The organism is Klebsiella sp. X13, assembly GCF_003323835.1.
Classification (GTDB): Bacteria; Pseudomonadota; Gammaproteobacteria; order Enterobacterales; family Enterobacteriaceae; genus Klebsiella; species Klebsiella ornithinolytica.
Window position 1 is genome coordinate 807449 of sequence record NZ_CP030874.1, and the last position, 21549, is coordinate 828997.

The following is a 21549-nucleotide window of genomic DNA, read 5'->3' on the forward strand; positions in this document are numbered from 1 at the left end:
AGCTACAGCTCCGGAATCGCGATATCAGGGTGGCAGATTGCAGCATAAGGGCGACAGGCTGTAAACCCTTGCATCCGTCGGGTAACTTTGGATAATGCCCGTTTTCCGCACACTCTCACAAGCAGACCTAACTTTTATGAAAAACGACGTCATATCTCCGGAATTCGATGAAAACGGCCGCCCGCTGCGCCGTATTCGTAGCTTCGTCCGCCGCCAGGGCCGCCTGACCAAAGGGCAGCAGCATGCGCTGGATAACATTTGGCCGGTGATGGGCGTTGAGTTCAACGATGCGCCGCTCGATTTTGCCGCGCTGTTTGGCCGCAACGCGCCGACGACGCTGGAGATCGGATTCGGCATGGGCGCTTCGCTGGTGGCGATGGCGAAAGCGAAGCCTGAGCAGAATTTCCTCGGTATCGAAGTTCACTCACCGGGCGTCGGTGCCTGCCTGGCCTCCGCCGAAGAAGAGGGTGTACACAACCTGCGCGTGATGTGTCACGATGCGGTCGAGGTGCTCCACACCATGATTCCGGATAATTCCCTCAATATGGTGCAGCTGTTTTTCCCTGACCCGTGGCATAAAGCGCGTCATAATAAACGCCGTATCGTACAGGCGCCTTTTGCTGAGCTGGTGAAAAGCAAGCTTAAACTGGGCGGCGTCTTCCACATGGCGACCGACTGGGAGCCGTATGCCGAGCATATGCTGGAAGTGATGTCATCGCTGGAAGGGTATCGTAACCTGTCAGAAAGCAACGATTATGTACCGCGCCCGGAATCGCGTCCGGTAACCAAATTTGAACAGCGTGGCCATCGTCTTGGCCACGGCGTATGGGACTTAATGTTCGAGAGGGTGAAATAATGGCAAAGAATCGTAGCCGTCGTCTGCGTAAAAAAATGCATATCGACGAGTTTCAGGAAATCGGTTTTTCCGTCGCATGGCGTTTTCCGGAAGGGAGCACCGAAGAGCATATCGATCGCACCGTGAATGACCTGATTGAGGAAGTGATCGAGCCGAACAAACTGGCGTTTGACGGCAGCGGTTACCTCTCCTGGGAAGGGCTGATCTGTCTGCAGGAAATCGGGAAATGTACCGAAGAGCATCAGGCCATTGTCCGCAAGTGGCTGGAAGAACGCGGGCTTGCCGATGTGCGCACCAGCGAACTTTTTGACGTCTGGTGGGACTAAGTTTGACAAGGGTCGGCAATTGCCGACCCGTTTTGTCTTAAGGGAGTTTTATGATGCGCAAAACGCTGCTGGCGGTGGCGCTGTCCGTTACCGCTCTGTCCGCGCACGCGGACTACCAATGTAGCGTCACGCCGCGTGACGACGTGATCCTCAGCCCGCATCAGGTGCAGGTAACAGGGGAGAACGGCGATCTGGTGATTAAACCGGACGGCAATCTGACCTATAACGGAAAACAGTATTCTCTGACTGCGGCCCAGCGTGAGCAGGCCCAGGATTATCAGGCCGGCTTGCGCAGCAGCCTGCCATGGATTGATGACGGCGCGCGTACGCGAGTCGAAAAAGGGCGTCAGGCGCTGGATAAAATCATTACCGAGCAGGTTGGCGCCAGCAGCAGTATGCATGGTCGTCTGACCAAACTTGACGCGCAGCTGAAAACCCAGATGAACCGCATTATTGAACGTCGCAGCGACGGCCTGACTTTCCATTACAAAGCGATCGATCAGGTGCGCGCCGACGGCCAGCAGCTGGTTAATCAGGCGATGGGCGGCATTCTGCAGGACAGTATCAACGAGATGGGCGCGAAGGCGGTCCTGAAAGGCGGTGGCAATCCGCTGCAGGGGATCCTCGGCAGCCTCGGCGGCCTGCAAACCGCGATTCAGGAAGAGTGGAAAAACCAGGAAGCGGATTTCCAGAAATTTGGTAAAGACGTTTGTAGCCGGGTCGTCTCCCTTGAAGACAGCCGCAAAGCGCTGGTGAGTTCCCTGAAATAACGCTCTCTGCGGTGTGCCGCGGCCTTCACCGGGGCACACCGCGTTCAACCTTCTCAGGCACGTCCGTGCGAAACGCGGGAACGGCGGGCCAGCGAGTCAATAATCACCGCAATCGCCAGCACGCAGCCGGTAATGATGTAGCGTAGCGATGACGGCAAATTCAACAGCGTCAAACCATTCGAAATCGACTGAATCACGATGATCCCCAGCAGAGCGGACCAGGCGCTTCCGCGCCCGCCGAACAGACTGGTACCGCCGATGACCGCCGCCGCAATGGCGTTCAGGTTCACGTCACCGGTCCCGGCCTGCTGGCTCGCCGAGGCCAGTCGGGAAGCGGCCAGAATGCCGCCAAAGGTGGCGAGCGTGCTGCAGAGTACAAAAGCGCTGACGTATATAGCCCGCACGTTGATCCCTGAACGACGTGCGGCTTCGCGGTTGCCGCCGACGGCAAACATAGATCGCCCCCATTGAGTCCGCTTGAGCGCATAGTTGAGCATCATCACGAAGGCGACGAACAGGCCGAAAATCCACGGTACGCCGCGCCCGAGATTAAGATAGAACACGGCGGCTTCAAAGATGACCGTAAGCAGAATCGCGCGCAACAACAGTGAGCTGACGGCTTCCGCCGACAGGTTCGCTGCCAGGCGGCGCGTACGCGTTTTGAGGCCAAATATCAGAATCGCCAGCCCGGGCAGCAGCGCCATAAGATGAGAGAACCAGCCCGGCATCACCAGCAGCTGGCCAAAGCGCACCAGCGGAGAGGCGTAGGGCAGGTTAATGCTGCCGCTGGGCCCGAGGATATACAGCTGCAGCCCGAGCAGGGCCAGCAGGCCGGCGAGCGTCGCGACGAAGCTTGGCATGCCGACGCGGTTATACAGCAGAGCGTAAAGCAGCCCGACGGCGATACCGCACAGCAGCGCAACGGCAATCGCTGCGGCAACCGGCCAGCCGGCATTAACCCACAGCACGCCAACAATCGCCGAAGAGAGTCCGCTCATTGAGCCCACCGAAAGATCGATTTCGCCGAGCATCAGTACGCAGACGATCCCCAGTGAGATAAACCCAACGGTAGCACAGTCAAAAAGCAGGTTAACCAGGTTATTGGGTGCGATATAGACCGGGTTGAGCCAGGTGAAAACCAGGGAGATCACGATCAGCCCGGCGATGACCGGCGCGGTCCCCAGATCGCCGGTTTTGATACGAGTGAACTGCGCACGTACCACGCCGAACAGGCCGTCGTTGTGCTGGACGCGCTCATCGCTGCGATCCAGAGCGGGGCGGGATGCTGTCTTGCTGTTCATAAAATTAAATCACTCCGGAAGCGCTAGACTGTGATTTTCGTTCGACGCGACGTGAAACGGCGTTCTCTGTTGCGCCGGTAATGGCCGCCACCAGATCCTGATTTGAGGCGTCGGGGGTAAAGATGCCTTTATTGCGCCCGAGCCGCAGCACCACGATGCGATCGGCCACCGCACGGACGTCTTCCATGTTGTGGCTGATGATAATGACGCCGAGGCCGCGCTCGCGAACGCGCTCAATCAAATTGAGCACTTCCGCCGTCTGGGCCACGCCGAGCGCGGCGGTGGGCTCATCAAGCATGATGATTTTGGGGTTCATCAGCAGCGAACGCGCGATCGCCACCGTCTGGCGCTGGCCGCCGGAAAGCGAGGCAATCGGCTCGCGCACCGACGGGATTCTGGCCGCCAGCTCCTGCAATAGCGTCCAGGCCCGCACCTCCATCGCCACTTCGTCCAGCTGCAGCGGCGAAATTTCGTGGCCTAAAAACAGGTTCGCGACGACGTCGAGATTTTCGCACAGCGCTAAATCCTGAAAGACCGTGGCGATACCGTACTCCAGCGCCTTGCCCGGACTGTCGAGAGTGATGGCTTTACCGTCAAACTCAATAGTGCCGGTCGTGGGCTGGTGTACGCCGGCGAGAATTTTCACCAGCGTGGATTTTCCCGCGCCGTTATCGCCCACCAGGGCGACCACTTCGCCGGCATGAACCTCCAGCTCGATATCCGTCAGAGCGGAGACCGCGCCGAAGTGTTTGGAGACATGACTCAGTTTTAAAATAGGTTGCCTGGTGTTGGCGACGATGTCTTGTTGTTGCGACATAAAAAAGACCTCAATGATGGCGAAACTACGCCCGTCGGCGACGACGGACGCAGGGGCAGCATTACTTCTCAATACCTAATTTCTGGCAGGCTGCGGTGTAATCACCGGTACACACCTGAGCGTAGGTCTGGATCTTTTTATCGAAAATTTCCGCTTTGATATTTTTGGCGGTGATGACTGCCGGGGTAAACAGCTGAGAAGGCGTGTTGTACAGCGTGGTGCTCGCCTGCGGTTTCTTACCCTGAATGAGTTCTACGGCCACTTTCGCCGCGGCCGCGGCAACGATTTCTGACGGTTTGGAGATGGTGTTGTACTGGTCGCCAGCGATGATGAGCTGCAGCGCGGCAATCGTCGCGTCGTTCCCGGTGACCGGCGGAACCGGCTGTACGCCGGCGGCTTTAAAAGCGGCAATGGCGCCGCCGCCGGTGCCGTCATTGGCCGCGACGACGCCTTTAATTTTGTCCCCGAAGCGGGTGATCTGCCCGGCGGCCCACTCCTGCGCTTTTGGCGGCGCCCATTCCGGAGTATCAAACTCCGCGAGGGTGGTGTAACCCGACGCTTTCAGCCCACGATGAATACCATCGCGGATAAGCCCTGCGGCGGCATCGGTCGGCGAGCCATTAATCTGCAGGACGCCGGCCCCTTTTGGCACGCCGCTCTCTTGCAGATGATTAACCAACGATTGTGAAATCGCATAGCCGATACCTTCGTTATCAAACGAGACGTAAAAATCGGCAGGCTTGTCGGGGATCGGGCGATCGTAAGCGATCACTTTAACATCCTGAGCCTGGGCATTTTCGACCAGGGCGGCGGCCGCGGAGGAGTCAACCGGATCGAGAACGATAATCTTCGCTCCCTGGGCAATGACCGAATTGAACTGCTGCTGTTGCAGCGTCGCGCTGGCGTTAGCGTTTTGATAAATGACCTTACACTCTGCGCACAGTTTGCTCATTTCCGCTTTGAAACCGGGGAAATCATGCTGCTCATAACGCGTGGAGGCCTGGTCGGGCATGAGAAATGCCACGGTGGCGGATTCGGCCGCTTGTGCCGACGCGGAAATACCGCCGGATATTGTTGCGAGTGCGATAAAAATATTACGGTAATTCATTATATTACCCTCTTTTTTATGTGCTTGAGCCCGCCAGCCTGAGCCGACGTCATAAAGACTTTTTTAATAAGAGTTACCAATAATTCACATGTAGGATACTTCGGTTTTACATTTGCTCAACCGATGAAGCAGGATTACCACCGCACTAAAACGGAGTCAAGAAATGGAAAAAAGTCGATGCGGATTTGTGATTGGCTGCAAAGAATTGCATAAAAAGTGATCGGGTAATTTGACCGACTCGGGAACAAAAAACGGACGGAGAAGTGAGGGAGAAAAGAACAACAACGGGCGGTCAAGGACCGCCCGGGGGGATTACTCTTCGCTGAGGAACAGCTCCAGCAGCGAGTTTAAAAACAGCTTACCGTGCTCGGTTATCTGCCAGCAGTGCTCATCTTCAGCCAGGTAGCCCTGGGCGATGGCAGCATCAATTTGCGGCCGGATCACGCGTTCTTCCAGACCGGTATAGCGGCAGAATTCACTGCGCGGTGCCGCCTCCAGCAGACGGAAGCGGTTCATAAAGAACTCGAAGGGTTTGTCGGCGGCTGCCACGTCATGCTGGCGTTCGAGGTAGCGGCCTTCCATGTAGCCCCGCGGATGGCGCGTTTTTGCCGTACGCAGAATGCGCCCGTCCGGGAAGGTGATTTTCCCGTGCGCGCCGCAGCCGATGCCAAGGTAGTCGCCAAAGCGCCAGTAGTTCAGGTTGTGCTGACACTGATAACCCGGTTTGGCATAGGCCGAGGTCTCATACTGCTGATAACCTGCCGCCGTGAGCAGACGATGTCCCTGCTCAAAGATATCCCACAGGGCGTCGTCATCCGGCAGCACCGGCGGACGGGAGCCAAACAGGGTATTTGGCTCAATGGTCAGTTGATACCAGGAGAGATGCGGCGGATTAAGGTCGATGGCCTGACGCAGATCGTCCAGCGCCTCTTCCAGCGACTGATCCGGCAGGCCGTGCATCAGGTCAAGATTGAAGCTGCGTAGCCCGAGACCGCTGGCCAGGTGCGCCGCCCGTTTCGCCTCTGCGGGGCCGTGAATACGGCCCAGGCGCTGCAGTTTAGGTTCGCTAAAGCTTTGCACGCCGATGGAGATGCGGTTCACGCCTGCACGCTGGTACTCCACGAAGCGATCGGCTTCCACGGTGCCTGGGTTGGCTTCCATGGTGATCTCCGCACCCGCGGCCAGCGGCAGGCAGTCGCGCACGCCGTCGAGCAGAGTTTGCATGGCCGGCCCGGAGAGCAGGCTCGGCGTCCCCCCGCCAATGAAAATCGTGCCGATTTCACGTCCCTGGGCATAGGCTGCATCGGCCCGCAGGTCGGTCAGCAGATGCTGCACATAATCATCGTGCGGCACCTCGCCCTTTAGCGCATGCGAGTTGAAGTCGCAGTACGGACATTTCTGCACACACCATGGGATATGAATATACAGGCTCAGAGGCGGCAAATTAGCCATTACGTAACGCTTCCAGTAACAGTTTCAACGCGCGCCCGCGATGGGAAATCGCGCTTTTTTCTTCACGGCTGAGTTCCGCCGCGGTCTTGCCCTCGGTCGGAACAAAGAAGATCGGGTCATAGCCGAAGCCACCGCTGCCCGCCGCCTGCCGGGTAATGACCCCAGGCCAGCTGCCGTGACAAACAACCGGCGTCGGGTCGGCCGCATGTCGCAGATAGACCAGCACGCAGTGGAATTGTGCCTGACGCTGGTCGTCCGGGACGTCCTTCAGGGCAGCGAGCAGTTTTTCCAGGTTCTGCTGGTCGGTAGCGTCTTCTCCGGAGTAACGCGCTGAATAGATTCCCGGCGCGCCGCCCAGCGCGTCTACCGCAATACCGGAATCGTCGGCAATCGCCGGTAAGCCGGTTATCTGTGCGGCATGGCGGGCTTTCAGAATCGCATTTTCGATAAAGGTCAGTCCGGTTTCCTCGGCGGAATCTACGCCCAGCTCGGTTTGAGCAACGATATCCAGTCCAAAATCTTCCAGCAGCGAGGCCAGCTCGCGAACCTTCCCGGCGTTACCGGTGGCGAGAACAACTTTTTGCATCATTAATCCTGTCTATTTTGTCAGTGCCGCGACCGCAGTCGGGATCTGTTGCGGGTTGATGATTTTTATCTGTTTGTGGCGACCAAGCTCCCCTTTTTCAAGCAGAACCTGGCTTTTCGCGACACGAAACTGTTTGGCGAGGAATTTAACCAGATGGGCGTTAGCCTGGCCATCTACGGGAGGAGCGGTAATGGCGACTTTCAGTTCGTCGCCATGTAAACCAACGATGCTATCACGGCTGGCCTTGGGCTGAATATACAGCCGCAACACCAGCCCGTCAGCGCAGGCTTCGACGGCACTCATAGCGCCATCCACAGCCCCGGAAGCAGAACGTTACCCGTCGCCTGCAGCAGTTCGGCGATGCCCATATTGACCACGTACAGCAGCAGCACCAGCACCATCGGCGAAAAGTCGATACCGCCCATTGACGGCAGCATTTTGCGGATAGGGCGCAGCAGCGGGTCGGCCAGCTGCATCAGAACGAACTCCACCGGACTACGGCCCTGGCTTACCCAGCTCATGATCGCCATCAGCAGCAGTACCCAGAATATCAGCAGGCCGACGGTCTTAATCAGAATCAGCAGCGCGGAGATCCAGATAATTGGCTGGAAGGTGACCACCATAAACAGCACGATGGCTTTCACAACGCAGAGAATAAAGGCGATCAGCAGCGAGGAGCTGTCGATGGGGCCCATGGCCGGGATAATGCGTCGCAGCGGCCCGACGACAGGCTGGGTGACCTTAACGACAAACTGCGAAAACGGGTTGTAAAAATCGCAGCGTGCCCACTGCATCCAGACGCGTAGCAACATGATCATGGTGTAGAGTTCAATGACCGTTGCCAGCAGGAAAGTCAACGTCTTCATGGCGTTCCTCAGATTCCTTAATTTTTGCTGTAGTCGCGCGCACCGAAAATTGCGGTACCGATGCGCACCATCGTGCTTCCCGCCGCGATTGCGGCTTCCATATCATCCGACATGCCCAAAGACAACGTATCGACCGTAGGGTATTGCGTTTTCAATCGCGCAAATGCTACCGCCATTTGTTGGGCCACGGCAAACTGCCTTACATATTCTGACTCAGGTGCCGGAATTGCCATTAACCCGCGTAGACGCAGGTTGGGCAGGGCGGCAATCTCCGCTGCCAGTCCATCCAGCGCATCAAGCAGAATGCCCGACTTGCTCTGTTCGTCACTAATGTTTATTTGAATCAAGACATTAAGCGGCGGAAGGTGCGAAGGGCGCTGCTCGCTAAGCCGCGTGGCGATTTTCAGACGATCGACGGTGTGGCACCAGTCAAAGTGTTCCGCCACCAGACGACTTTTGTTGGACTGCAGCGGCCCGATAAAGTGCCACTGCAGCGAAGAGGCGCCTGCTTCCTGGAAGTAGCGGATTTTTTCCACCCCTTCCTGGACGTAGTTTTCGCCAAAGGCCACCTGGCCTGCGGCTATCGCTTCTTCAATGGCACTCGCAGGTTTAGTTTTACTCACTGCAAGCAATGTAATTTCTTCTGGAGCGCGGCCGCAGCGTGCGGCAGCGTCTGAGATTTTGTCCCGGACCTGTGCCAGGTTATGCGCAATATCGTTCATATTCCGAGGATGTGTTATGGAGCTGGAAGAAATCGTGGCCCTTAGTGTAAAGCATAACGTCTCCGATCTACACCTGTGCAATACCTCGGCAGCGCGCTGGCGTCGGCAGGGAAAGCTTGAGCCGGCGCCATTTCACACGCCGGATATCGTGAAATGGCTTGACAGGTGGCTCGATGAGAAACAGCGTGCGCACTGGCGGGCCAACGGACAGGTGGATTTTGCTTTAGCCCCCGTCGGCGTCCCGCGCCTTCGCGCCAGCGCATTTTCTCACGCCCGGGGTATTTCATTAGCGCTACGCCTGTTGCCGGAAAGCTGCCCCCGGATTGAGGCGCTGCGTGTACCGGCGGCGCTGACGGAACTGCTGAATGAAGAAAGCGGTTTGATTCTGGTGACCGGCGCCACCGGCAGCGGTAAGTCGACCACCCTCGCGGCGATGGTCAACCATCTCAACCAGCAGCGTGAAGGGCATATTCTGACGCTGGAAGATCCGGTGGAGTTTGTCCATCACAGTGAGCGATGCCTGATTCAACAACGTGAAATCGGACGTGACTGCCCCTCTTTTTCCTCGGCGCTGAAGGGGGCGCTGCGCCAGGATCCCGATGTGATTCTGTTGGGTGAGCTGCGCGATAACGAAACGATCCGCCTGGCGCTGACCGCCGCGGAGACCGGACATCTGGTGATGGCCACGCTGCATACCCGAGGTGCGGCACAGGCGATTGAGCGTCTGGTGGATGTCTTCCCCGCGCAGGAAAAAGAACAAATACGCAGCCAGCTAGCGGGAAGTTTATGTGCGGTGCTGGCACAAAAATTATTGCCGACAGCGTCAGAGGGAAGAGTTGCGCTATATGAGCTTTTGGTGAATACCCCAGCGGTAGCGAATTTGATCCGCGAGGGGAAAACTCATCAATTGCCGGGGATTATGCAAACCGGTCAACAAGCCGGAATGCTGACTTTTACGCAAAGTTTTCAACAACGTGTGGCAGCGGGCCTGTTATAAGCGCTGTTTTAATATTCAGTTGTCATGCCAGTGTGTTGTTATCGTAATGTTTTATTAATGTTTGTGGTTATTATGGCTGAATATAATTCAGTCATAAATGACTACGTCAAATTAACGACCTCAGTGAAATAGCGAATGGCATTTTACTCGCAGAACAAAGAAAAAAATAAGATTATCTTTTGACACTTTTCGCATGTTCGACTTATGCTGTTCATGGAAATAGGATGTTTCCTGTGAAATAGTGTTTTAAAATGTAAATTTATTAATTTTTTGTAATTTTAGGTTTAATTCATTTAACCACCATGATGGTGGGTGTTTGCTAAGGAGAGTTTTAAGTGATTAATTTTTCAGATAATTTATCTTTTTCTCGTCAGGTTGTTTTTATTACTCACCCGTCAATTCAGAGTAAGGCGTTTGCCACTTACCTGACCGATACATTGTCGGTTATGGTGACACTTCATAATATTAACAAACCGCTAACTCAGCATCTGCCGAAAGAATCGGTAATATTATTCGATATCGCCGTATCGAATAAAAAGCTCAACGGGGTATGGCGAGATGTTATTCAATCTTATGCGGAAAATCCGCGGCTGCTGATTATCAACAGCGCCCAAAAATATGAGCTTTATGAAATGGCGCAGTGGCCTGCGCTGTATGGCGTTTTCCGCCATGACGATGATGAATCGCGCTTAATTGAGGGCGTTAAGGCCGTACTTAATGGCGAACAGACGGCTGAATTGAGCGTGATGCACCCGGCGATGTATGCCGCGGATCATACATCGATCCCGGCGGAGAGTTCGCCGCTCACCGAGCGTGAATGTGAAATTCTCAATGAATTACGCTGCGGCGCAACCAACATGGATATTGCTCGCGCGCTGTTTATCAGTGAAAACACGGTACGTACACATCTGTACAATGTTTTCCGTAAGCTGAGCGTAAAAAACCGCACCCAGGCAGTCAGCTGGGCGAATGAACATTTACGCCACTAGGCATTAAGACAGGCGAAAGAGCAATGGCGCCACTTTGCAGAAGAGGGCGCCATCATTATGGCTTCGGGATCAGAAGCCCTGCTCGAAGTAGCTTTCCAGAATAATCACCGCGGAGGCAGAATCAATGCTGCCTTTGTTCAGGGCGCGGAATCCACCGTGCTCAAATAGCCCGGCACGAGCTTCTACCGTGCTCAAACGCTCGTCGTGCAGAGTGATTTTCACCCCAAAGCGGCCGTGAATTTTATTGGCGAAGTTACGTGCGCGCGCGGTGAGCGGTTGCTCAGTTCCGTCCATATTCAGCGGCAGGCCGACGATGACCGCCTCTGGTTGCCACTCTTTAAGCAGTTTTTCGATAACGTTCCAGTCCGGTTTACCATCCTGTGCCTTCAGCGCAGGAAGCGGGCGTGCGGTACCGGTGATGCGTTGACCGACCGCAACGCCGATACTTTTGGTACCGAAATCAAAACCCAGCAGCGTTCCGCTCATTATGCATGCCCCGCTATGCCGGGCATCGTCACAATGTCGATACCGATCAGTTTCGCCGCCTCGCGCCAACGATCGGCAATAGGCGTTTTAAACAAAATATTCTGATCCGCCGGGGCCGTCAGCCAGGCGTTATCAAGGATTTCCTGCTCCAGCTGACCCTTTTCCCAGGAGGAATAGCCCAGCGCGACCAGGACGTTAGCCGGCTGCTTGTCCGTGCCGAGCGTTTCGAGTACGTCGCGGGAAGTGGTGATCACCGTGTTATCGGAGATGCGAATGCTGGAGGAAAAATCAGAAGGCGGTGAGTGCAGAATAAAACCGCGATCTTCCGCCAGCGGCCCGCCGAGCATCACCGGCTTATCCAGACGAATCTCCGGATTGCGCGGTTCAGCGACAATGTTTAACTTTTCCAGAATTCCGTCAATCTGCAAGTTTTCCAGCGGCTTATTGATGATAATGCCCATGGCGCCATCGTCGTTGTATTCGCAGATATAGACCACGGAGCGGCGGAATATCGGATCCTGAAGAGCAGGCATGGCAATCAGAAAGTGATGCTGTAAATTCATTGTCAGAGGTTCTGTTCCTGGTTCAAAAAGCAGCACCCAGTATGCGGGTAAAGCAAGGACCTGTCGATTCAACTTTATCTTTCAGGCGACAGGGGCGTTGATTTCCTCGCTCAACCCGGTCACATAGTGGACTATGCTCCCGGGTACTCGCTGCGTCATCGCCTGCCTGTAGCCCGAAATCTTTCGTTGAATCTCGCGGCGTATCTTTCAGGTGACAGGGGCGTTGATTTCCTCGCTCAACCCGGTCACATAGTGGATTATGCTCCCGGGTACTCGCTGCGTCATCGCCTGCCTGTAGCCCGAAATCTTTCGTTGAATCTCGCGGCGTATCTTTCAGGCGACAGGGGCGTTGATTTCCTCGCTCAACCCGGTCACAGAGTGGACTATGCTCCCGGGCACTCGCTGCGTCATCGCCTGCCTGTAGCCCGAAACCTTTCGTTGAATCTCGCGGCGTATCTTTCAGGTGACAGGGGCGTTGATTTCCTCGCTCAACCCGGTCACAGAGTGGACTATGCTCCCGGGCACTCGCTGCGTCATCGCCTGCCTGTAGCCCGAAATATTTCGTTGCATCAGTAGATCTTGCAGACTAACAATACGGGGCTGTTAGCCTGAGAGATCCTATTTTCCGAGGCGCTTCTCGATAGCATCCATCAGCATACCGGTGATGGAGATCGGGAACGCGGCTTCAATTTCACGCACGCAAGTTGGGCTGGTGACGTTAATTTCCGTCAGACGATCGCCGATGATATCCAGACCGACAAAGATCAGCCCTTTGGCTTTCAGCGTTGGCCCGACGCGGCGCGCAATGGCCCAGTCGCTATCGCTCAGCGGACGGGCTTCGCCGCGGCCACCGGCAGCAAGATTACCGCGGGTTTCGCCACCCTGTGGGATACGCGCCAGGCAATAAGGCACCGGCTCACCGTCGACAACCAGCACGCGCTTATCGCCATCTTTAATGGCCGGCAGGTAGTTCTGCGCCATGCAGTAACGGCTGCCCAGCTCGGTCAGGGTTTCCGCAATTACCGGCAGGTTCGGATCGCCCTCTTTCACGCGAAAAATAGAGGTACCGCCCATGCCGTCCAGCGGTTTCAGAATAATGTCGCCGTGTTTTTCCCAGAAGGCTTTCAGCTGGGCCTTATTGCGGGTCACCAGCGTTTCCGGAGTCAGGTCGGCAAACCAGGCGGTAAACAGCTTCTCGTTACAGTCGCGCAGGCTCTGCGGCTTATTGACGATCAGCGTGCCTTTATCTTCAGCACGTTCAAGAATATAGGTCGCGTAAATAAACTCGGTATCGAACGGCGGATCTTTACGCATCAGAATGACGTCGAGATCCGCCAGCGGCAGATCCTGCTCAGCGGTAAACTCATACCACTTATCGTAATTCTGCTCCACGCTGAGCTTGCGCGTGCGGGCGCGGGCTTCCCCGTTGATTAAGTACAGGTCGTTCATCTCCATATAATGGAGTTCATAGCCGCGACGCTGCGCTTCCAGCAACATAGCGAAGCTGGTGTCTTTCTTGATGTTGATGGTTGCGATGGGGTCCATCACGATGCCGAGCTTGATCATTGTTATTCTCCGTTAACGCTTCAACCTAAGTCGCCAAAACGCACCTGCAGCGCGGTAATGGCAGTGAGCGCAGTTGTCTCTGTACGCAGAACGCGCGGTCCCAACAGAATATCAGTAAACTGGTAGCGAGCGGTCATCGCTATCTCTTCCGCTGACAGGCCGCCTTCCGGGCCAATCAGCAAACGAACGCGTTCAACCGGCAACGGCAGCGTGTTGATACTGGCGCTGGCGCGCGGGTGCAGATTGAGCTTCAGGCCATTATCCTGCTCAGCGCACCAGGCCTCCAGCTGCATCGCCGGGCGAATCTCCGGCACCACGTTGCGGCCGCTCTGCTCGCAGGCAGCGATGGCGATTTTTTGCCACTGCTGGATCTTTTTCTGCAAACGTTCGGCATCCAGTTTAACGCCGCAGCGCTCGGAAAACAGTGGCGTTATGAGGCTTACACCAAGTTCAATCGATTTCTGGATGGTGAATTCCATCTTTTCGCCGCGCGACATCACCTGGCCCAGGTGAATATGCAGAGGGGATTCGCGATCGTCTGTTTCGCTGCCAATCACGTCAACTAACACGTTTTTCTTTCCGGCTTCGGCGATCACCGCCTCGAAAACCTGATTACTGCCGTCAAAAAGCTGGATTGCCTGGCCTTTGCCCATACGTAATACGCGGCCAACGTGATTGGCGGCATCGTCAGAGAGGGCGATTTGACTGCCCACGGTAACAGGTTCCGGGTGGTGGATGCGAGGGATGCGCATGCTGGGTATTCCGTTCTTCGCGCAGGTGCCGTTTTTCCCTGGCGGGGAAGCGGCGCCTGCAAATTAACAATTGCCGCTAGTGTAGGTTAGCTCTTTTGCGCCTGGCAAGCTTGCTGGACGTACGGATTGTGGTTGCCCTGTACTTTAGCGATGCGCTCGTCGCGTTCGCACTCCCAGGAGGTGACCGGATACATCTTATCCCAGGCAGTAAAAAGCTGGGTTTGCTGGCGAGAGAGGGTCAGCTGATAAGTATCGCGCATATAGAAGTAGGTACGGGCGATAGAACCGCGGGCGCGGGCGGGCGGCTCGGCAACCTTATCCTTAAAATCGACCTTCATGGCGCATTGGCCGTACTGGCCTTCGCCGCCGTTCCACTGGCTATACATAAAGTTGGCGCGGTCGCCGTTAACTTCGCCCACGGCCGGCTGCAGGTTGTGCATATCGCTTTCCATCTTGCGATAGACCGGATCTTTGGCGCAGTTTTTCCGCCCGCCGTCCTGCCAGCACTGGCGCTGGTGGCCAAACTGCCAGGCAGGAACGACGTGCTCCCACTCGACCCGACTGGCGCGGTTTTCATTTTTACGCACTTTATAACCGCAGGACTCCAGATCGATAACCCCTTTTTTCCCCTGCCAGTCAATTTTACAGCCGCAGTAGAAATCGCCGGGGACATCGGCATTGACCTTAACCCCGGCGGCTTTCGCCTGGGAGAAACTGTTGATTCCTTCGGCCGCGACCTGGCCGCTACAGGCGGCAGTCAGAAACGCCGCGGCAAAAACATAAATACGGGACATCGTGAACTCCGTGTCAAAACGAGCCCGCAACGTAGCGAATGCGATTGTCAGATGCAATCAGTCAGATCAGAAAATTTCCAGTTGTAGCCGATATTTACTCTTCAGCGACCAGCAGATCGCCGCAGCGAATGCAGCGGTAGGTGGCTTCTCCCCGAACCACGCGGTTGTGGCGACGGACGGTAAGCTGATGTTGCTGGCACTGGCAGCGGTAGGGGAAGGTGTTCTGGCGAACGGAGTCGAGTTCAAAACGATGGGTGCGGCGGGCGGCGACACCGAGCACGCTTTCCATCATCCATTTCCACTCTTTGCCGTGCGGCGCCACGCGGCCGAAGTGTTTCCAGACCAGCAGATGCGCCAGTTCATGCGGGACGACCTCATCGATAAAGGCCTGCTGGTTTTCCAGCAGCAGTACCGGGTTGAGGCGAATTTCGTTTTTTTCCAGCCAGGCGGTACCGGCAGAGGTGCCGCGCTGCTGATAGACCAGACTTGGTTCCGGGTACTGACGGCCAAGCTTGAGGTTTGCCTGGGCGAGCTTTTCCCGCAGGCTGCGCATAACGGCCTGCTGAATGGCGATGGGAATTCGGGGCGTTTTCATAGCGCCAGAGGATAGTGCGCCGTGAAGGGGAGAGCAAGAGGCAGACGCTTCCTCCCGCCGGGGGAGGAAGCGTTAACGGTCAGTCGCGAGCGCCGATTTCGCGCAGCGGGCGGCCTTTCATCAGGTTACGTTCGATGTGTTCCAGAGAAACGTTTTTGGTTTCCGGGATAAGCCACAGCGTCAGCAGAATGAACAGGACGTTCAGACCGCCGTAGACCCAGAAGGTGTTCGCGCTGCCCAGCGAGTTAAGCATGGTCAGGAAGGTGGCGCCGACGATCATATTGGCAATCCAGTTGGTTGCCGTAGAGCAGGTGATGCCGAAATCGCGGCCTTTGAGCGGCTGAATTTCGGAGCACAGGACCCAGATCAGCGGGCCGGCGCTCATGGCGAAGCCAACGATAAACATCAGCAGCATCAGCACAGCGAAGTACTGGGCGGCGGCTGAGTGAATACCCATGTGCATCATGGCGCCCAGCACGCCCATACCGGCGGCCATGACGATAAAGCCGAGGATTAGCGTCGGTTTACGGCCCCAACGGTCAACCAGGCCGATAGCGATGAAGGTCGCCAGCACGTTGGTCAGACCGACGATGACGGTCCCCCACATCTGTTCGGTGGTGTTGGTATAACCCGCCAGTTCAAAAATCTTCGGCGCGTAATACATGATGACGTTCATCCCGGTGAACTGTTGCATCACCTGCAGCAGGATGCCGAGGAATACGGCACGGCGGAAGTTGCTGTTCTCTTTAAACAGTTCCCAGCCAGACTGCTTGATCTTCAGGCTTTCACGGATTTCATCCAGCTCGCGTTTGGCTTCGGCGCTGGTATCACGCAGGCGCATCAGCACGCGTTCCGCATCAACAAAGCGGCGTTTGGCTGCAAACCAGCGCGGGCTGTCCGGCAGAAAGATAACGCCAATCAACAGCAGAATCGCCGGGATGATAATCACGCCCAGCATCCAGCGCCATGCGCCGCTGTAGCTGAAGGCGGTGTCCGACAGATAGGCGCCGAGGATCCCGATGGTGATCATCAGCTGGTACATGGAGATCATACTGCCGCGGATTTTTTCTGGCGCAATTTCCGACAGGTACAGCGGGGCAGTGTACGAGGCGACGCCAACGGCCAGGCCGAGCAGCACGCGGGAGACGAGCAGCACTTCAACGTTCGGGGCGGCAGCGGAGAACAGCGAACCGGCGACGAACAGGATCGCGCCGATCATCAGGCTCTTTTTCCGCCCGAGACGGAAGGAGAGCCAGCCGCTGCCGACGGCGCCGACCGCAGCGCCGAACATCATGGAGCTTACCACCCACTCCTGAGTGTGAGCGCTAATCTGGAACTCGTTGGCAATAAAGGGTAAGGCACCCGCAATAACACCGATATCAAGGCCGAAAAGCAGGCCTGCCAGCGCGGCGAGGAAACAGACAAAGAACGTCATCGTTTTGTTCGAGCGCCCTTGTTTTTTGTTGTCAGGCATAACGCCCTCCAGTTGAGTTATTGATTCTGTCGATGCTTAGGGTAGGGGAGTCTATCGCAAAAAAACGTGATATCAGTCACGGCTGTGTAATCGGTTACACCAAGGTAAAGAAACGTAATCTATTAAAATTCATTAATTTCAAATAGATAAATGATTATAAATTTACCTGAGGAAAGCGATAATCAGATAAGCCTGAAACATAATGCAACATGGTGAAAAACTGTTTCACTAACGCATCATCATGCATGATTTGTGGCTATGGCTCTAATGTAATCGCTTTCATTAATTGTTGAAAAGGCTCGGCGGCAATGCGGCAGTGCGGGGGCGTCAGGGGAGAAGTGTCGAAGGGGGGAAAACAAAAAGGCCAGCGCGAAGCTGGCCTTTGAAACGGTAAAGCGCGCGCTTATTTCAGGCCGGCAGCTTCACGCAGCAGAGCGGCTTTGTCGGTTTTTTCCCACGGGAAATGTTCACGACCAAAGTGACCGTATGCCGCCGTCTCTTTGTAGATCGGGTGCAGCAGATCCAGCATCTGAATCAGGCCGTACGGACGCAGGTCGAAGAATTCACGCACCAGCAGAGTCAGCTGCTCGGACGGCACTTTTTCGGTACCGAAGGTTTCCACCATAATAGAGGTCGGTTCTGCCACGCCGATAGCGTAGGAGACCTGAATCTCACAACGGTCAGCCAGGCCAGCCGCCACGATGTTTTTCGCGACATAGCGTGCGGCATAGGCCGCAGAACGGTCAACTTTAGACGGATCTTTACCGGAGAACGCGCCGCCGCCGTGGCGAGCCATGCCGCCGTAGGTATCCACGATGATTTTACGGCCGGTCAGACCGCAGTCGCCCATCGGGCCGCCGATAACAAAACGACCGGTCGGGTTGATGAAGAATTTGGTCGCGCTGTTCAGCCATTCAGTCGGCAGAACCGGCTTGATGATCTCTTCCATCACTGCTTCCTGCAGGGATTTCTGATCGATGTCTTCCGCGTGCTGAGTGGACAGAACCACGGCATCGATACCGACGATTTTGCCGTCGTCATACTGGAAGGTCACCTGGCTTTTCGCATCCGGACGCAGCCACGGCAGCGTGCCGTTTTTGCGCACTTCAGCCTGACGCTGCACCAGACGGTGAGCATAGGTGATCGGCGCCGGCATCAGAACGTCGGTTTCGTTGGTAGCATAGCCAAACATCAGGCCCTGGTCGCCCGCCCCTTGTTCCAGCGGATCGGCGCGGTCAACGCCCTGATTGATATCCGGGGACTGTTTGCCGATGGCGCTCAGTACGGCACAGGAGTTGGCATCAAAGCCCATATCGGAATGCACGTAGCCAATTTCACGAACCGTGTTACGGGTAATCTCTTCGATATCAACCCATGCGCTGGTGGTGATTTCACCGCCGACCAGCACCATGCCAGTTTTGACATAAGTTTCACACGCGACACGCGCTTTCGGATCCTGTTCAAGGATCGCATCCAGCACGGCGTCGGAGATTTGGTCAGCAATTTTGTCTGGATGCCCTTCTGATACGGACTCGGACGTAAAGAGGTGTTTTGCCATGTTTTATTTTACCTGTGGAGTATTCGTGTAGCTCATACTGTTGTGTGGATTAGCTGTGGTAGATGATTCTACCAAAACTTGCAGGTAGTGACACGAGCAGTCTGAGTGTTAATCAGTATAGACGGATTAACTTCTGGATGGCTATTTTAGGTCAAATCTTAATCCCATTTCCAGCCTTTTTTGATGCAGGTCGCATTGATGAAAAAAAGAGGGTGGCAATTTTTCCTGCCATTCGCGGCAACTCGCCCATTTTTATTTTGCATTTTAGCCGGCTTATCGGTATAAAACGCCGCGCGCGGCTCATTAAAAAAGCGCACGAAGCACATCTCGTGACGCCACTTCCAGCCGGGTTAAGCAGTCTGTTTTTACAGAAATCCGCCGCGGTGTTTTGGCACCTGCTGTGGTATGTCTAGCTTTGGCTTATCGCTGGCCCGTATCGGGGCAGTGTGGAGGTGATATCAGATAATGAACCCACGTTTTTCATCCGACTCGTCGCGTCGTTCCGTCGCGCGTCGCTATCCCGCAATCTGCATCTCTTTCATGCAAATCAGCCGATGTTCTACCCGTCTCGGCGCTTCTCAGGATTCCAGGGCCGGCAGGCTATCTGAAAACTGAACAAGGGCGCTCTTGCTGTCGCAAGGGTTTTCTCGTGGTTTCTCCGGACTGTCATACTACGTTCGGGTATGTGTTTTACTATGATATGAATAAGAAACCGGTCGCGCAGTCGCAAAGCCAGCACTATCTGCTGGGGTTTAGGACTGTTCATGGGTTGTTATCGCGTCTTCGGACTGCGATAGTAGTCAATATTACAATTTGAGGTTCGCTATGTCTGACGACATTTCTTCAGTTTCGCCTTCGTCAGCAGGCGAACACGGCGTACTACGTTCCATGCAGGAGGTTGCGATGAGCTCCCAGGAAGCCAGCAAAATGCTACGTACTTACAATATTGCCTGGTGGGGTAATAACTACTACGACGTTAACGAACTGGGCCATATCAGCGTTTGCCCGGATCCTGACGTCCCGGAAGCGCGCGTTGACCTTGCAGAATTAGTGAAAGCACGCGAAGCGCAGGGGCAGCGCCTGCCGGCACTGTTCTGCTTCCCGCAGATCCTGCAACACCGACTGCGTTCGATTAACGCCGCGTTTAAACGCGCGCGTGAGTCCTACGGCTATAACGGCGACTACTTCCTGGTTTACCCGATCAAGGTTAACCAGCATCGCCGCGTGATTGAGTCGTTGATCCATTCCGGTGAACCGCTGGGTCTGGAAGCTGGCTCCAAGGCGGAGCTGATGGCGGTACTGGCGCACGCCGGTATGACCCGCAGCGTGATCGTCTGTAACGGCTACAAAGACCGCGAGTATATCCGTCTGGCGCTGGTCGGCGAAAAGATGGGCCACAAGGTCTATCTGGTCATCGAAAAGATGTCGGAAATCGCCATCGTGCTGGAAGAAGCCGAGCGCCTGAATGTCGTTCCGCGCCTTGGCGTGCGTGCGCGTCTGGCCTCGCAGGGCTCCGGTAAATGGCAGTCCTCCGGCGGTGAAAAATCGAAGTTCGGCCTGGCGGCAACACAGGTTCTGCAGCTGGTTGAGATTCTGCGCGCGGCAGGGCATCTGGAAAGCCTGCAGCTGCTGCACTTCCACCTCGGCTCGCAGATGGCCAACATTCGCGATATCGCCACCGGCGTGCGTGAATCGTCACGCTTCTATGTTGAGCTGCATAAGCTCGGCGTTAATATTCAGTGCTTCGATGTTGGCGGCGGTCTGGGCGTGGACTATGAAGGTACCCGTTCACAGTCCGACTGTTCGGTGAACTACGGCCTGAATGAGTACGCCAACAACATTATCTGGGCGATTGGCGATGCCTGTGAAGAGAACGGCCTGCCGCACCCGACGGTGATTACCGAATCCGGGCGCGCGGTTACCGCACACCACACCGTGCTGGTCTCCAACATCATCGGCGTTGAGCGCAACGAATACACCGAAGCGACCCCGCCTGCGCAAGACGCAGCGCGTCCGCTGCAGAGCATGTGGGAAACCTGGCAGGAGATGCACGAGACCGGTAATCGCCGCTCGCTGCGCGAATGGCTGCACGACAGCCAGATGGATCTCCACGATATTCATATCGGCTACTCGTCCGGTACCTTCAATCTTCAGGAGCGCGCCTGGGCAGAACAGCTGTATCTGAACATGTGCCATGAAGTCCAGAAGCAGCTCGACCCGAGCAACCGCGCGCATCGTCCGATTATCGACGAACTGCAGGAGCGGATGGCGGATAAGATTTACGTCAACTTCTCGCTGTTCCAGTCGATGCCGGACGCGTGGGGTATCGATCAGCTGTTCCCGGTGATGCCGCTGGAAGGGCTGAACATGGTACCTGAACGCCGCGCGGTGCTGCTGGATATTACCTGCGACTCCGATGGCGCGATTGACCACTACGTGGATGGCGACGGGATTGCCACCACCATGCCGATGCCGGAATACGATCCTGAAAACCCGCCGATGCTGGGCTTCTTTATGGTTGGCGCCTATCAGGAGATCCTCGGGAACATGCACAACCTGTTCGGCGATACTGAAGCGGTGGACGTCTTCGTCTTCCCTGACGGCAGCGTTGAGGTTGAGCTCTCCGACGAAGGGGATACCGTGGCGGATATGCTGCAATATGTGCAGCTCGATCCGAACACGCTGCTGACCCAGTTCCGCGATCAGGTGAAAAACTCCGGCCTCGACGAAGCGCTGCAGCAGCAGTTCCTCGAAGAGTTCGAAGCGGGGCTGTACGGATACACTTATCTGGAAGACGAGTAACCGTTGTTGCCCGGTGGCGCTGTGCTTACCGGGCCTACGGACGCTGGGCGGATAAGACCAAGCCGGCGGCAACAAGCTACGGGGCGGTATTTGCTATACTCTCTTGAACCCGTACGTATTAACGGCGATAATTCGCCCAACAAGCAGTCACCCTATTCAAACCCTTCCT

At 55.8% G+C, this 21549-nt stretch carries 25 protein-coding genes; 9 read left to right on the top strand and 16 right to left on the bottom strand.

What is annotated here, in order from left to right; translation table 11 throughout:
• The first annotated feature begins 136 nt into the window (after positions 1-136).
• From trmB to DSD31_RS03980, 3 genes are read left to right on the top strand one after another with little or no spacing between them, the layout of a single operon-like run.
• Positions 137-856, top strand: a complete 720-nt coding sequence (gene trmB / locus DSD31_RS03970; protein ID WP_004867525.1) for a tRNA (guanosine(46)-N7)-methyltransferase TrmB — start codon at positions 137-139, stop codon at positions 854-856.
• Positions 856-1182 (top strand): YggL family protein, encoded by a 327-nt coding sequence (locus tag DSD31_RS03975; RefSeq protein WP_004867521.1) that lies wholly within the window; start codon positions 856-858, stop codon positions 1180-1182. The genes trmB and DSD31_RS03975 overlap by 1 nt, the downstream gene beginning before the upstream one ends.
• A 50-nt stretch (positions 1183-1232) precedes the next feature.
• Complete coding sequence (locus tag DSD31_RS03980; RefSeq protein WP_015585744.1) at positions 1233-1952, top strand: YggN family protein; 720 nt, start codon at positions 1233-1235, stop codon at positions 1950-1952.
• 53 nt (positions 1953-2005) lie between these two features.
• Here the strand turns inward: DSD31_RS03980 and DSD31_RS03985 are convergent, their stop codons facing one another.
• The 8 genes from DSD31_RS03985 to DSD31_RS04020 all read right to left on the bottom strand — a co-directional run bounded on the left by DSD31_RS03985 (position 2006) and on the right by DSD31_RS04020 (position 8804).
• The gene (locus tag DSD31_RS03985; protein ID WP_103072910.1) at positions 2006-3253 is read right to left on the bottom strand and encodes a sugar ABC transporter permease; all 1248 of its coding nucleotides are present in this window, start codon (positions 3251-3253) and stop codon (positions 2006-2008) included.
• A 4-nt stretch (positions 3254-3257) separates the two neighbouring features.
• On the bottom strand, positions 3258-4070 hold the full coding sequence (locus tag DSD31_RS03990) for an ATP-binding cassette domain-containing protein (RefSeq protein WP_004867514.1): 813 nt from the start codon (positions 4068-4070) through the stop codon (positions 3258-3260).
• Positions 4071-4131: 61 nt separating this feature from the next.
• Positions 4132-5178: an ABC transporter substrate-binding protein gene (locus DSD31_RS03995; RefSeq protein ID WP_004867511.1), complete on the bottom strand. Its 1047-nt coding sequence runs from the start codon at positions 5176-5178 to the stop codon at positions 4132-4134.
• Between the two features lie 312 nt (positions 5179-5490).
• The gene (gene hemW, locus DSD31_RS04000) at positions 5491-6630 is read right to left on the bottom strand and encodes a radical SAM family heme chaperone HemW (RefSeq protein ID WP_015585745.1); all 1140 of its coding nucleotides are present in this window, start codon (positions 6628-6630) and stop codon (positions 5491-5493) included.
• The gene (locus DSD31_RS04005) at positions 6623-7216 is read right to left on the bottom strand and encodes an XTP/dITP diphosphatase (RefSeq protein WP_048023395.1); all 594 of its coding nucleotides are present in this window, start codon (positions 7214-7216) and stop codon (positions 6623-6625) included. The genes hemW and DSD31_RS04005 overlap by 8 nt, the downstream gene beginning before the upstream one ends.
• 12 nt (positions 7217-7228) lie before the next feature.
• Positions 7229-7519 carry a DUF167 family protein YggU gene (gene yggU, locus DSD31_RS04010; protein WP_032690761.1) on the bottom strand — a complete coding sequence of 97 codons (291 nt, stop codon included), beginning with the start codon at positions 7517-7519 and terminating at the stop codon, positions 7229-7231.
• Positions 7516-8082, bottom strand: a complete 567-nt coding sequence (locus tag DSD31_RS04015; protein WP_015585747.1) for a YggT family protein — start codon at positions 8080-8082, stop codon at positions 7516-7518. Before DSD31_RS04015 ends, yggU begins: the two co-directional genes overlap by 4 nt.
• A gap of 17 nt (positions 8083-8099) precedes the next feature.
• A complete protein-coding gene (locus DSD31_RS04020; RefSeq protein ID WP_015585748.1) occupies positions 8100-8804 on the bottom strand; it encodes a YggS family pyridoxal phosphate-dependent enzyme in 705 nt (234 codons plus the stop codon).
• Between the two features lie 16 nt (positions 8805-8820).
• On the opposite strand from DSD31_RS04020, the gene DSD31_RS04025 reads away from it, so the two are divergent.
• Complete coding sequence (locus DSD31_RS04025; RefSeq protein WP_048023397.1) at positions 8821-9801, top strand: type IV pilus twitching motility protein PilT; 981 nt, start codon at positions 8821-8823, stop codon at positions 9799-9801.
• A 335-nt stretch (positions 9802-10136) separates the two neighbouring features.
• Complete coding sequence (locus tag DSD31_RS04030; RefSeq protein ID WP_015585750.1) at positions 10137-10790, top strand: LuxR C-terminal-related transcriptional regulator; 654 nt, start codon at positions 10137-10139, stop codon at positions 10788-10790.
• A 69-nt stretch (positions 10791-10859) separates the two neighbouring features.
• On the opposite strand, the gene ruvX is transcribed toward DSD31_RS04030, so the two are convergent.
• From ruvX to metK, 8 genes are all read right to left on the bottom strand, one after another.
• Positions 10860-11276 carry a Holliday junction resolvase RuvX gene (gene ruvX / locus DSD31_RS04035; protein WP_004867490.1) on the bottom strand — a complete coding sequence of 139 codons (417 nt, stop codon included), beginning with the start codon at positions 11274-11276 and terminating at the stop codon, positions 10860-10862.
• Positions 11276-11839 (bottom strand): YqgE/AlgH family protein, encoded by a 564-nt coding sequence (locus DSD31_RS04040; RefSeq protein WP_015585751.1) that lies wholly within the window; start codon positions 11837-11839, stop codon positions 11276-11278. The genes ruvX and DSD31_RS04040 overlap by 1 nt, the downstream gene beginning before the upstream one ends.
• A gap of 618 nt (positions 11840-12457) precedes the next feature.
• Complete coding sequence (gene gshB, locus DSD31_RS04045; RefSeq protein WP_004867487.1) at positions 12458-13405, bottom strand: glutathione synthase; 948 nt, start codon at positions 13403-13405, stop codon at positions 12458-12460.
• A gap of 20 nt (positions 13406-13425) precedes the next feature.
• Positions 13426-14157 carry a 16S rRNA (uracil(1498)-N(3))-methyltransferase gene (rsmE, locus tag DSD31_RS04050; RefSeq protein ID WP_004867484.1) on the bottom strand — a complete coding sequence of 244 codons (732 nt, stop codon included), beginning with the start codon at positions 14155-14157 and terminating at the stop codon, positions 13426-13428.
• Positions 14158-14243: 86 nt separating this feature from the next.
• The gene (gene endA / locus DSD31_RS04055; RefSeq protein WP_004867482.1) at positions 14244-14951 is read right to left on the bottom strand and encodes a deoxyribonuclease I; all 708 of its coding nucleotides are present in this window, start codon (positions 14949-14951) and stop codon (positions 14244-14246) included.
• 94 nt (positions 14952-15045) lie between these two features.
• Positions 15046-15546, bottom strand: a complete 501-nt coding sequence (locus tag DSD31_RS04060) for a SprT family zinc-dependent metalloprotease (protein WP_015585754.1) — start codon at positions 15544-15546, stop codon at positions 15046-15048.
• Positions 15547-15625: 79 nt separating this feature from the next.
• The gene (locus DSD31_RS04065) at positions 15626-17020 is read right to left on the bottom strand and encodes a sugar porter family MFS transporter (protein WP_004867478.1); all 1395 of its coding nucleotides are present in this window, start codon (positions 17018-17020) and stop codon (positions 15626-15628) included.
• Between the two features lie 403 nt (positions 17021-17423).
• Positions 17424-18578 (bottom strand): methionine adenosyltransferase, encoded by a 1155-nt coding sequence (gene metK, locus DSD31_RS04070; RefSeq protein ID WP_004867476.1) that lies wholly within the window; start codon positions 18576-18578, stop codon positions 17424-17426.
• Between the two features lie 137 nt (positions 18579-18715).
• Here metK and DSD31_RS04075 point away from each other — a divergent pair, with 137 nt between their 5' ends.
• The 4 genes from DSD31_RS04075 to speA all read left to right on the top strand — a co-directional run bounded on the left by DSD31_RS04075 (position 18716) and on the right by speA (position 21380).
• The gene (locus DSD31_RS04075; protein WP_015585755.1) at positions 18716-18991 is read left to right on the top strand and encodes a hypothetical protein; all 276 of its coding nucleotides are present in this window, start codon (positions 18716-18718) and stop codon (positions 18989-18991) included.
• 127 nt (positions 18992-19118) lie between these two features.
• On the top strand, positions 19119-19193 hold the full coding sequence (locus DSD31_RS26680; RefSeq protein WP_418343590.1) for a hypothetical protein: 75 nt from the start codon (positions 19119-19121) through the stop codon (positions 19191-19193).
• An 85-nt stretch (positions 19194-19278) separates the two neighbouring features.
• Complete coding sequence (gene yqgB / locus DSD31_RS04080) at positions 19279-19395, top strand: acid stress response protein YqgB (protein WP_015585756.1); 117 nt, start codon at positions 19279-19281, stop codon at positions 19393-19395.
• An 8-nt stretch (positions 19396-19403) separates the two neighbouring features.
• The gene (speA, locus tag DSD31_RS04085) at positions 19404-21380 is read left to right on the top strand and encodes a biosynthetic arginine decarboxylase (RefSeq protein ID WP_004867474.1); all 1977 of its coding nucleotides are present in this window, start codon (positions 19404-19406) and stop codon (positions 21378-21380) included.
• Positions 21381-21549 lie beyond the last annotated feature (169 nt).